The organism is Pantoea cypripedii, from assembly GCF_011395035.1.
In the GTDB taxonomy this organism is placed as follows: Bacteria; Pseudomonadota; Gammaproteobacteria; order Enterobacterales; family Enterobacteriaceae; genus Pantoea; species Pantoea cypripedii_A.
Genome location: NZ_CP024768.1, coordinates 4,032,454 through 4,044,218, shown reverse-complemented (window position 1 = coordinate 4,044,218; position 11,765 = coordinate 4,032,454). Strand labels below are relative to the sequence as shown.

Annotated in this window: 11 protein-coding genes and 1 pseudogene; 6 read left to right on the top strand and 6 right to left on the bottom strand. The window is 55.8% G+C overall.

The genetic code is table 11. The features are described 5' to 3' along the window. Positions 1-113: 113 nt before the first annotated feature. Positions 114-1,025 carry a ribonuclease Z gene (gene rnz, locus CUN67_RS18920; RefSeq protein ID WP_208716809.1) on the top strand — a complete coding sequence of 304 codons (912 nt, stop codon included), beginning with the start codon at positions 114-116 and terminating at the stop codon, positions 1,023-1,025. Positions 1,026-1,031: 6 nt separating this feature from the next. On the opposite strand, the gene CUN67_RS18915 is transcribed toward rnz, so the two are convergent. Beyond that, a complete protein-coding gene (locus CUN67_RS18915) occupies positions 1,032-1,874 on the bottom strand; it encodes a 23S rRNA (adenine(2030)-N(6))-methyltransferase RlmJ (protein WP_208716808.1) in 843 nt (280 codons plus the stop codon). A gap of 19 nt (positions 1,875-1,893) precedes the next feature. On the opposite strand from CUN67_RS18915, the gene CUN67_RS18910 reads away from it, so the two are divergent. The 3 genes from CUN67_RS18910 to rsmJ are packed head-to-tail and all read left to right on the top strand — an operon-like array spanning position 1,894 to position 4,879. Beyond that, the gene (locus CUN67_RS18910; RefSeq protein ID WP_208716807.1) at positions 1,894-2,082 is read left to right on the top strand and encodes a hypothetical protein; all 189 of its coding nucleotides are present in this window, start codon (positions 1,894-1,896) and stop codon (positions 2,080-2,082) included. Next, positions 2,079-4,121 (top strand): oligopeptidase A, encoded by a 2,043-nt coding sequence (prlC, locus tag CUN67_RS18905; RefSeq protein ID WP_208716806.1) that lies wholly within the window; start codon positions 2,079-2,081, stop codon positions 4,119-4,121. Before CUN67_RS18910 ends, prlC begins: the two co-directional genes overlap by 4 nt. Before the next feature lie 8 nt (positions 4,122-4,129). Further along, complete coding sequence (rsmJ, locus tag CUN67_RS18900) at positions 4,130-4,879, top strand: 16S rRNA (guanine(1516)-N(2))-methyltransferase RsmJ (RefSeq protein ID WP_208716805.1); 750 nt, start codon at positions 4,130-4,132, stop codon at positions 4,877-4,879. A 44-nt stretch (positions 4,880-4,923) separates the two neighbouring features. Here the strand turns inward: rsmJ and uspA are convergent, their stop codons facing one another. Beyond that, positions 4,924-5,361 (bottom strand): universal stress protein UspA, encoded by a 438-nt coding sequence (gene uspA, locus CUN67_RS18895; RefSeq protein WP_208716804.1) that lies wholly within the window; start codon positions 5,359-5,361, stop codon positions 4,924-4,926. A gap of 421 nt (positions 5,362-5,782) precedes the next feature. Here uspA and uspB point away from each other — a divergent pair, with 421 nt between their 5' ends. Further along, on the top strand, positions 5,783-6,118 hold the full coding sequence (gene uspB, locus CUN67_RS18890; protein WP_208716803.1) for a universal stress protein UspB: 336 nt from the start codon (positions 5,783-5,785) through the stop codon (positions 6,116-6,118). 46 nt (positions 6,119-6,164) lie between these two features. On the opposite strand, the gene pitA is transcribed toward uspB, so the two are convergent. Next, positions 6,165-7,664 carry an inorganic phosphate transporter PitA gene (gene pitA / locus CUN67_RS18885; protein WP_208716802.1) on the bottom strand — a complete coding sequence of 500 codons (1,500 nt, stop codon included), beginning with the start codon at positions 7,662-7,664 and terminating at the stop codon, positions 6,165-6,167. A 241-nt stretch (positions 7,665-7,905) separates the two neighbouring features. On the opposite strand from pitA, the gene CUN67_RS18880 reads away from it, so the two are divergent. Continuing rightward, the gene (locus tag CUN67_RS18880; protein ID WP_208716801.1) at positions 7,906-9,090 is read left to right on the top strand and encodes an NAD(P)/FAD-dependent oxidoreductase; all 1,185 of its coding nucleotides are present in this window, start codon (positions 7,906-7,908) and stop codon (positions 9,088-9,090) included. 28 nt (positions 9,091-9,118) lie between these two features. On the opposite strand, the pseudogene CUN67_RS30425 reads toward CUN67_RS18880, so the two are convergent. The 3 genes and pseudogenes from CUN67_RS30425 to CUN67_RS18870 all read right to left on the bottom strand — a co-directional run. After that, positions 9,119-9,220, bottom strand: a pseudogene (locus tag CUN67_RS30425) (EamA/RhaT family transporter); the annotation flags it as partial. 16 nt (positions 9,221-9,236) lie between these two features. Then, entirely contained in the window at positions 9,237-10,634 is a 1,398-nt protein-coding gene (locus CUN67_RS18875; RefSeq protein ID WP_208717270.1) for an APC family permease, read from the bottom strand. 149 nt (positions 10,635-10,783) lie between these two features. After that, positions 10,784-11,617 carry a helix-turn-helix domain-containing protein gene (locus CUN67_RS18870; protein WP_208716800.1) on the bottom strand — a complete coding sequence of 278 codons (834 nt, stop codon included), beginning with the start codon at positions 11,615-11,617 and terminating at the stop codon, positions 10,784-10,786. Positions 11,618-11,765 lie beyond the last annotated feature (148 nt).

Genomic DNA, 11,765 nt, shown 5'->3' with positions numbered 1-11,765 from the left:
CATTTGCAGGAGGAAAATTGGGTTAGAGTGTAACGCTGACAGGGGAAAGGGCGCAAAGATTGCGCCTATGATTGTAATAGCATTGAATCGAATCCATTTTCACGGAAGCAAGCATGCAACTGACTTTTCTGGGTACTGGCGCAGGCGCACCCAGCCTGCAACGTAATGTCACCGCCATTGCGCTGACGCTGTCCAAACGTGGTGAAACCTGGCTGTTTGATTGTGGTGAAGCGACGCAGCATCAGTACATGCGTTCAGAACTCAAGCCGGGCAAGCTGGAAAAAATCTTTATTACCCATCTGCACGGCGACCATATCTTTGGCCTGCCGGGGCTGTTAACCAGCCGCTCGATGGCGGGACTCAAAGAACCGCTGACGATCTATGGCCCGCAGGGACTCCGGCAGTTTGTTGAAACGGCACTCAGCCTGAGTGGTTCCTATACCAGCTTTCCGCTGGAAATTGTGGAGATTGGTTCCGGGCTGGTGTTTGACGATGGTGCGTTTCGCGTCACGGCCTGGCCCATGAACCACGTTGTTGAATGCTACGGCTACCGGATTGAGCAGCATGATAAACCCGGCTTCCTCGACGCGCCGCGCCTGAAAGCCGAAGGGGTGCCGCGCGGCCCCTGGTATCAGCAGCTGAAGCAGGGCGAGCGTATCCGGCTGGAGGATGGACGCGAAATTAATGGCGCGGAGTATCTCGGCCCACCCACCAAAGGCAAGGTGCTGGCGATTTTTGGCGATACCGGACCAACGGAAGTGGCGTTGCAGCTGGCAGCGAATGTGGATGTGATGGTACACGAAACCACGCTGGAGGCGGCGCTGGCGGAGAAAGCCAACAGTCGCGGCCATTCCACCACCGTCCAGACGGCGCAGGTGGCAAAACAGGCAGGCGTGAAAAGGCTGATCGCCACCCATTTCAGCTCACGTTATTTGTCGCAGGATCGGGAGAGATTACTGGCGGAGTGCCAGTCCGTCTTTCCGCAGACGGCGCTGGCACATGATTTCGCGGTGTTCGAGGTTTAGCGCGCCTTATTCCGGCGTAATCCACTCCACACGGGTATGTCCGATGCCGGTGGGCACCAGCTTCTGATGCAGCCACGGCAGCAGTTCTTTCATCTGCTGCTCCAGCTTCCACGGCGGGTTAATCACGATCATGCCAGAGGCCGTCATGCCGCGTTGATCGCTGTCCGGGCGCACCGCCAGCTCAATCTGCAAAATGTTGCGAATGCCGGTGGCCTGCAAATCTTTGGTCATATGTTTGATTTGCTGACGCAGCACCACCGGATACCACAAGGCGTAGATACCGGTGCCGAAGCGTTTGTGGCCTTCCTGAATACCTTTCACCACCGCCTGATAGTCGCTTTTCAGCTCATACGGCGGATCGATCAGAATCAGACCACGGCGCGTTGGCGGTGGCAGCTTCGATTTCAGCTGCTGATAGCCATCTGCACGCTCGACGCGGGCGCGGCTGTCTTTGCTGAATTCATTGCGCAGCAGCGGGTAATCGCTGGAGTGCAGCTCGGTAAGTTGCAATTTATCGTCCTGACGCAGCAAATGGCGTGCAATCAGCGGCGAGCCTGGATAGTAGCGCAGCGTGCCGTTGGGGTTCAGGTTACGAATCGCAGAGAAATAAGGTTTCAGCAATTCCGGTGCGTCGGGCTGCTGCCAGATGCGCGCGATGCCTTCCAGATATTCACCGGTACGCTCGGCGTGCTCTCCGCTCAGCTGGTAACGTCCGGCACCGGCGTGGGTATCCAGATAGAGAAAAGGCTTCTCCTTCTCCATCAGGGCAGTCAGGATCAGGCTCTCAACGGTGTGTTTGAGCACGTCGGCATGGTTGCCGGCATGAAAACTGTGGCGATAACTCAGCATAAAAAAGAGGGGTCCGCGGTTGGATCAAAGAAGTCAGAACATCGTGTCTGGCGCGATTATAGCCGCGCTGGATAAAAATTGCTGGCGTTTCGGCATCAGGCTGTTCCTTCGCGGCATTGATTTTCCGCCGATCAGGCCGCATGTTAATACGATTGCGTTGCGCGACCCGGTCGCGCCCCACACCCCAATGAAAGGACTGCGCTTATGACCAATCCGTTACTCACGCCTTATACGCTACCGCCATTCTCCGCCATCAAACCCGAGCATGTGGTTCCCGCTGTCACCGCAGCGCTGGACGACTGCCGTGCGGCGGTGGAACGCGTAGTGGCACAGGGCGCGCCTTATAGCTGGGACAATCTGGTGCAGCCGCTGGCTGAAGTTGATGATCGTCTGGGACGTATTTTCTCGCCGGTCAGCCATCTGAACTCGGTAAAAAACAGCCCGGAGCTGCGCGAAGCTTATGAGCAGACGCTGCCGCTGCTGTCAGAGTACAGCACCTGGGTCGGTCAGCATGAAGGGTTGTATCAGGCCTATGTCAACCTGAAGCAGGGTGACAACTATGCTGCTCTCGATATCGCGCAGAAAAAAGTGGTGGATAACAGCCTGCGTGATTTCGAGCTGTCCGGTATCGGCCTCGATAAAGAAAAACAGAAACGCTACGGTGAAATCGCCGCACGCCTGTCTGAACTGGGGTCAACCTATAGCAACAACGTGCTCGACGCCACCATGGGCTGGAGCAAGCTGATTACCGACGAAGCTGAGCTGGCGGGGATGCCGGAAAGCGCGCTGGCAGCGGCCAAAGCCCAGGCGGAAGCCAAAGAGCAGGAAGGCTGGTTGCTGACGCTGGATATCCCGAGCTATCTGCCGGTGATGACCTACTGCGACAACGCGGCGCTGCGTGAAGAGTTGTACCGCGCTTACTCAACGCGTGCGTCCGAGCAAGGCCCGAATGCCGGTAAATGGGACAACGGCCCGGTGATGGCCGAGGAACTGGCGCTGCGTCACGAGCTGGCTCAGCTGCTGGGCTTCGACTCCTTTGCTGACAAATCGCTGGCCACCAAAATGGCGGAAAGCCCGTCTCAGGTTATCGACTTCCTGACCGACCTGGCGAAACGCGCCCGCCCGCAGGGTGAAAAAGAACTCGCCCAGCTGCGTGCCTTCGCCAAAAAAGAGTTTGGTGTGGACGAAATGAACCCGTGGGACCTGACGTACTACGGCGAAAAACAGAAACAGCACCTGTACACCATCAGCGATGAGCAGCTGCGTCCGTACTTCCCGGAAGAGAGGGCGGTGAGTGGCCTGTTTGAAGTGGTCAAACGCATCTACGGCATCAGCGCGAAAGAGCGCAAAGACGTGGATGTTTACCATCCGGACGTGCGTTTCTTCGACCTGTTCGATGAAAGCGGCGAACTGCGTGGCAGCTTCTATCTTGACCTGTATGCCCGCGAACACAAACGCGGTGGTGCCTGGATGGACGACTGTGTCGGCCAGATGCGCAAAGCCGATGGCAGCCTGCAAAAACCGGTGGCTTATCTCACCTGTAACTTCAACCGTCCGGTGCAGGGTAAACCGGCGCTGTTCACCCATGATGAAGTGATCACCCTGTTCCACGAATTCGGTCACGGTCTGCATCATATGCTGACGCGTATTGAAACCCCAGGCGTCTCCGGTATCAGCGGTGTGCCGTGGGATGCGGTAGAACTGCCGAGTCAGTTTATGGAGAACTGGTGCTGGGAGCCGGACGCGCTGGCGTTTATCTCCGGACACTATGAAACCGGTGAACCGCTGCCGAAAGACCTGCTGGATAAAATGCTGGCGGCGAAAAACTATCAGGCCGCGCTGTTTATCCTGCGTCAGCTGGAGTTCGGCCTGTTCGATTTCCGTCTGCATACCGAGTTCAATCCTGAACAGGGTGCGCAAATCCTCGAAACCCTGCGCGAAGTGAAAAAGCAGGTTGCCGTGGTGCCCAGCCCGGAATGGGGCCGTTTCCCGCACGCCTTTAGCCACGTATTCGCTGGCGGCTATGCCGCAGGTTACTACAGCTACCTGTGGGCCGACGTGCTGGCTGCCGATGCTTACTCACGCTTCGAAGAAGAGGGTATCTTCAACCGCGAAACCGGTCAGTCGTTCCTCGACAACATCCTGACGCGCGGCGGTTCTGAGGAGCCGATGGAGCTGTTCAAACGCTTCCGTGGTCGTGAACCGCAGCTGGATGCGATGCTGGAACATTACGGGATTCAGGGATAAACCTGCCTGTGAAAATCGGTTTAGTTGACGAAACAGGCACCGGAGACGGTGCCTTATTACTTCTGGCGCAGCGCTGGGGCCTGGAGCAGGATGAAGATTCCCCGCTGGCACTGGTGCTGACGGCCAGCCATCTTGAACTGCGTAAACGCGACGAGCCAAAACTGGGCGGCATTTTTGTCGATTTCGTTTCTGGCGCGATGGCGCACCGCCGTCGCTTTGGCGGTGGACGTGGTGAGGCAGTAGCGAAAGCGGTGGGTATCAAGGGCGACTACCTGCCGGATGTGGTCGATGCCACCGCAGGCTTAGGGCGCGATGCCTTCGTGCTGGCGGCCCTGGGGTGCCGGGTGCGCATGCTGGAACGTCATCCGGTGGTGGCGGCGTTGCTGGAAGATGGTTTACGCCGTGGCTATGACGATCCTGAGATTGGCGGCTGGCTGCGTGAGCGATTAACGCTGCTGCATGTGGTGAGCCAGCAGGCGCTGAGCGAGATTACGCCTGCGCCCGATGTGGTGTATCTCGACCCGATGTATCCGCACCGGCAGAAAAGCGCCATGGTGAAAAAGGAGATGCGGGTGTTTCAGTCGCTGGTCGGGGCGGATGAGGATGCGGATGCGTTGCTGGAACCGGCACGCCGTCTGGCGAAGAAACGCATTGTGGTGAAACGCCCGGATTACGCACCGCCGTTAGCGGGCGTGGTGACGCAGTCGGCCGTGGTAACCAAAAGCCATCGTTTTGATATCTATCCGCCGCTGGCCTGATTGAAAAAAATATGCCGGCGAAGCCGGCATATTTTTTATGATTATTATTCGTCTTCGTCGTCATGCAACGGCACAATCAACATATCGATATGTACCGTATTAATCAGCTGACGCGCTGACGACATCAGTTTGCTCCAGAAGTCCTGATGGTGGCCACAGACCACCAAATCCACGTCATATTTTCTAATCGCATCCACCAGCACCTGGCCGAGATCGCCGCTACCGCTCAGGGTTTCACTGATGGGATAACCGGCGTTGGTCGAAAGCTCTTTCAGTGCGGTATGCGTCTCTTCAGAAATGCGTTTCTGCATGTCACCCAGATTGACGTCAATCAGCCCGGTGTAGAGGTCTGAATAGTTCACATCAACGTGGATAAGGGAGATTTTCGCATCGTAAGGACGAGCCAGTGAGACCGCTTTATCAACCAGCAACTGGCTTTCCGGGGAAAGGTCTACTGCAATCAGGATGTGTTTATAAGCCATGATATAACTCCTTTCACAAGATTCTGGGGGCAACCCGAATTCCTGCCACGTCACGGCTGGCGAAATCCTTTGCGCATAACGGCGATAAGCGCCACCCATCGAGATTTATGCCCTGCAGGCGGTTTGTTGTTATGTTTTCAGTATAGCCAGAGTTGTTAACAAATGCTGCAAGGCGCGGTGCGCCTGTGAGGCAGATCAAGTGTTATCTCTTTTTTCTCTCGCTGTGAACGAAAATCATCGCTGGAAAAATTTTTACCAGATCTCCTACACTGAAAATGGCGGTCACACTGTTGCTGGTACTGACTGCACGGCTCGCAAAAAAACAATGCAATTCGATTCATTCAGTGGAAGGCTTTCTCGTGGGGCGTTGTCAGCGTTACCCCGCTGTGCGCGTCTCTGCGGCTCCAGCCGGGAGGGGATCATGATCAGCACTATCGCGCTTTTTTGGGCTCTGTGTGTGGTTTGTCTGGTGAATATGGCGCGCTACTTCTCTTCTCTGCGCTCGTTACTGGCGGTGTTACGCGGTTGCGACCCGTTGCTGTATCAATATGTGGATGGTGCCGGTTTCTTTACTTCGCACGGCCAGCCCAGCAAACAGGTGCGCCTGGTGCGTTATATCTGGGAGAAACGTTATCGCGATCATCATGACGATGAATTTATCCGCCGCTGTGAACGGGTGCGCGGGCAATTTATCCTGACCAGCGGGCTATGTGGTTTGGTGGTGGTCAGCCTGGTCGCGATGGCCATCTGGCAATAAAAAAGGGCGACATTGCTGTCGCCCTTCAGAACCTGGCCCGGTGTGATTACACCAGTTTCAGGGCAAGCCAGTACAGCGAACCGGAAAGCAGAATACACACCGGCAGGGTGAACACCCACGCCATCGCGATATTCTTAATGGTGCGGCTTTGCAGGCCACCGCCATCAACCAGCATGGTTCCGGCAACCGACGACGACAAAATATGCGTCGTGGAGACCGGCATCCCGGTGTAGCTGGCAATGCCAATGGACACGGCGGCCGTCACCTGCGCCGACATGCCCTGGGCATAGGTCATGCCTTTTTTACCAATTTTCTCACCGATGGTGGTGGCAACACGACGCCAGCCAATCATGGTACCGATACCCAGCGCCATCGCCACGGCCATGATGATCCAGATCGGCGCATACTCGACCGTACCCAGCAGGTCGCCTTTCAGCTTGTTCAGGAAACGCTGATCGTCAGCGCTGGTTTCCGGCAGCTTCGCGGCTTTATCGGCAGTATCGGAGATACACAGCAGCAGGCGGCGCATCTGGCTACGCTGGTCAACCGTCAGCTGATCGTAGCTTTGCAGGTTGTTCAGCAAGCCCTGTGCACGCTGAATCGCTGGCAGCGCACGGGTACTGTCGCAATGAAACTCATGCGGGCCACTGGTGGTTTCTTCCGGAGCAGGCACAGCCGGTGGTGCCATCTGCACGATGTGCGTCAGCGCGTCGTTGTGCTGCTGATAGAACTGCTCCAGATGATTCACCGCATCACGCGTGCGTGAGATGTCATAACCGGACGCATTGATGTTCACCACAAAACCAGCGGGCGCGACGCCAATCAGTACCAGCATGATCAGGCCAATGCCTTTCTGGCCATCGTTCGCACCGTGTGAATAACTTACGCCAATGGCGGAAACAATCAGGGCGATACGGGTCCAGAACGGGGGCTTTTTCTTGCCGTCGATTTTCTCGCGTTCCGCCGGTGTCATATGGGTGCGTGAGCGTTTCTTGGTACCGCTCCAGTAGCGCCGTAACAGGAAAATCAGGCTACCGGCAATCACCATACCGACAATCGGCGACAGGATCAGAGAAAGGAAGATATTCAGAACTTTAGGCAGGTTGAGCGCATCAACTACCGACGTTCCGGTCATCAGGGCATTGGTGAGACCAATACCAATAATGGCACCAATCAGGGTGTGGGAGCTGGACGCCGGCAGACCCAGATACCAGGTACCGAGGTTCCAGATAATCGCAGCCAGCAGCATGGAAAACACCATGGCGAGGCCGTGAGCTGAACCAACATTTAATAGCAGATCGGTGGGAAGCATATGAACGATGGCATAGGCCACACTCAAACCACCCAGCAAAACACCTAAAAAGTTGAAAACCCCCGCCATCACAACCGCCAGCTGCGCCCGCATCGCACGGGTGTAGATAACTGTCGCGACCGCGTTGGCTGTGTCGTGGAAACCGTTGATTGCTTCGTAAAACAATACAAACAGCAGAGCAAGAACCAATAACAGGCCGGTACTTAGGTCAAGACCAGCAAACAGATGTAGCATAAACGTTACGCCATTTAGGAGGACATGAACGCGGCGCATTATCCGCGACAACGTGCTGTATGGGAAAGGGAAATATAGTCTTTTTTTGACTTAAGGTTGTCATCTGCACGGTAATTCAAGGGAAAAAGGTCGAAATATTAGTCGGTTACAATATGACATATTTACGGCAATTTTTTGACACTGGCGTGCCTGTGCACAGATCACTACAATCAGCGCCTTTCGGGTTAAATGGGTAAAAGCAGTGGAAAAGTTTGACGTTATCATTATTGGTGCAGGCGCTGCGGGTATGTTCTGTGCTGCGCAGGCCGGTCAGCGTGGCCGCCGTGTGCTGCTGCTCGATAACGGCAAAAAAGCCGGTCGCAAGATTTTGATGTCGGGCGGTGGACGCTGCAATTTCACCAATATGTACGCCGAACCTGCTGCTTACCTGTCGCATAACCCCCACTTCTGTAAATCCGCGCTGGCGCGTTATACCCAGTGGGATTTTATCGACCTGGTCAATCGCCACGCCATTGCTTACCACGAGAAAACGCTTGGGCAGTTGTTCTGCGACGACTCGGCACAGCAGATTGTCGATATGCTGCTGGCGGAGTGCGAATCCGGGCAGGTCACGTTGCGACTGCGCAGCGAAGTGCTGAGCGTGCAGCGTTATGAGCAGGGTTACACCTTGCAGCTGAACGGTATGACCGTGCAGGCGGAAAAACTGGTCATCGCCAGTGGTGGCTTGTCGATGCCCGGGCTGGGTGCTTCACCCTTTGGCTATAAAGTGGCGGAGCAGTTTGGCCTGAAGGTATTCCCGACGCGCGCGGCTCTGGTGCCATTTACCCTGCATAAGCCACTGCTGGAGCAACTGAATACGCTGTCTGGTGTGGCCTTACCCACCACCATCACCGCGCAGGATGGCACGATCTTTAAAGAGGCGATGCTGTTCACCCATCGCGGGCTATCCGGCCCGGCGGTGTTACAGATATCCAGTTACTGGCAACCGGGCGAGTTTGTCACGGTGGATCTCTCTCCCGCCACGCCGCTGGATGATTTCATCAATGTGCAGCGCGAGGCACATCCTAACCTCAGCCTGAAAAACAGCCTGGCGAAAATCCTGCCGAAGCGCCTGGTGGAAGTATTGCAGGCGCTGAATCAGCTACCAGACGTCACCCTGAAGCAACTCAACAGTAAGCAGCAGAACGAACTGGTGCAAACGCTGCATCAGTGGCGCGTGCAGCCAAACGGCACTGAAGGTTATCGTACCGCGGAAGTGACGCTGGGCGGGGTGGACACCACCCAGTTGTCGTCCAGGACCATGGAAGCGCGTGATGTGCCCGGGTTGTATTTTATTGGCGAGGTGGTGGACGTCACCGGCTGGCTGGGCGGTTATAACTTCCAGTGGGCGTGGAGTTCCGCCTGGGCCTGTGCGCAGGCGTTGTAATATCGGCGTTTAAACAAGTACATGGCGGGGTGCCAGCCAGACCGCGAATAAAATGACCGCGCACATTTTGCGTCTGGATACCCGCCAACACACCGCCTTGCAACTTGAGCCAGAGTAGCAGGGGATTCAGCGGCGCAAAAGGCAGATTATTTTTTTATTGCTGCGAGTTTCATCCCGCGCTTCAGAGACATACCGTAACCCGCCAGCGCACAGGCGGCGATGAACCACGGAATCATCTTCACCACGCTGGAATCGCTGCCGCTCAGTGATTGCAGGTTATTCACCACCAGGATGATGGTGATGGTCATGCAGATAATCGACAGCAGCGGTGCCCAGAATACCTGCAAGCGACTGTCATCGGTGGCTTTGCTGCGGAAGAACAGCACCACCGCAGCGGATACCCCGAGTTGCAGAATCAGGATACACAGAGTCGCCACCGCAGAACCGATAGCAAAGATATGCACCATCGGGTCGAGTCCGGCGCTGCCCATACCGGCCAGCAACATCAGCAGGATCACGCTGTGTACATGGCTGGCATTATGCGGTGTCCCGTTGGTTGGATGGGTGCGGCACAGTTCCTTCCAGATCAGGCCATCACGGCTGATGCTAAAAATGTAGCGCGAAATGTTGTTGTGAAACGCCAGTGTGGCCGCGAACAGGCTGGTGATCAGCAGCACCGACATGGTATTCACCGCCCACTGGCCGACATACTGGCGGGTAATGTTGAAAACAAAATTGCCGGGATCTTTACTGGCGATAGCGACGATCTCATCAAAACCGTAGGCCTGCACCAGCGACCAACTGGTGAAGCAGAAAAAGGCGGTAATCAGCAACAGGGCGCAAATCGTGGCGCGTGGCACGGTTTTCTGCGGGTCGCGACACTCTTCGGCGTAAATTGCGGTGGATTCAAAACCGATAAAGGCGGCGATGGTGAATATAAACGCGATGCCGAGATTACCCTGCATAAATACCGCAGGTTCAAAGGACTGGAAGGTGAAGGGGCCGGTTTTTTTCACCAGCAACATCACATCAGTCAGCAGCACGATAGCGACCTCAGCCAGCATCAGCACGCCCAGCAGCTTGCCGCCCACCTCAACCCGTTTGATGCCCAGTATCCAGGCAATGATGGCAAACAGCATACTCAGCGCCCACCAGGGAACATGCGTACCGAGGTGTTCCTCCAGGAATAGCTGAGTGAAGAAACCCAGCATGGCAACAATGGCGATCTGGATGGAGAAGTAAGCCATCAGGGCCAGCACCGAGGCGGAGGCTCCCCAGTTATCGCCCAAACCTTTGGAGATATAGGTGTAGAACGCCCCGGCGTTATTGACGTGGCGGCTCATGGCGATGAAGCCCACCGCGAACAGCATCAAAATGACGCACGACAGGATGTAAAACACCGGGATGCCACCTCCGTTGCCGGAGATAATCGCCACCGGCAGGCCGCCGACCACACCGGTCAGCGGGGATGCCGCAGCAACCACAAAAAAGACCAGAGAAAACAAGCCCAACGTATTTTTGCGTAAACCGGTATCGTTGTTCATCGCCAGCGCCTCTATGGAGAGAGTGAAATTTCTCAGGCGCTCTGCGTCGCCTGAAGCAGGTAACTTCGCTGCATCATTTCTCAGCGACGGCGACGGCGGATAGAAAAAATCGGACAGAGCCACGGTGCAGCGCTGCACCGTTTTAGTGCTCAGTGATAGCGCAGACGATGGAACAGCGCATCATGGGCAATGCGTCGTTGATAATCGCACGGTGTGGTGCTGACGAACTTTTTAAACTCGCGCAGGAAGTGCGACTGGTCGCTGAATCCGAGGTCAAATGCCAGATCGCTAAAGGAAATATCCCCCAGCGCATGGATGCTATTCAGCGCCGACTGGCAGCGCAGAATGCGGCTAAAGGCCTTTGGCGACAAACCGGTATCCTGGCGGAACTGCCGCTGAATGGTGCGGCAGGTGTAACCGGTCAGCGCTTCCAGTTGATCAACGCGAATATTGCCCTTTTGTTGCTGCATCGCGCGGATAATTGACGCCGTTACCGATGAGGCTTTGCGCACCAGCCGTGGCGTGAAGTGGGCGTTAAATAACGAAATTTGCTGTGAAAAGCTGTGGCTTTGCACAATTTGTTCAAACGCCAGTCGGGCATCAGGTACCACATCAAGAAAGCTGAATTCATGGTCGGGGATCTCCTCTGCCATCACATCAAGAAAATCGGGGATAACGCCCGGCGCGAACCGCACGCCGAAATAATGATGGTTATGCAACATGTCGGCACCGCGCGCTTCCAGCGTGGTGCCGCACACGCGACCTTTGGGGTTGAGCGGATCGCAATCAAACACGATATCCACGCAGCCATCCGGGACAGCCAGCGTCATATCTGCCGATTGCGCGACGTCGAAGCTGTAAAAGTGTGAAATCGCCGGGTTTTCTGACGCGATGACCGAGTAATGTTGCGCGGCATTCAGCACGAACCACGGCTGTTCCGGATGAAAGCTGCCGCCATGACGATAAAAGGGATTCTCAGACATCGCGCGCTCCGCTACAGGCTGAACAGGGGTAAACAAATCATGCAAGCCCTGTGCCACGCGCATGTCGCAAATATTCAATACAGCCCCATCGTCGTCACGTATTCCTAAAGGCATCACCTGCACGCCGGACGCACTGCGTCGGCGGGAA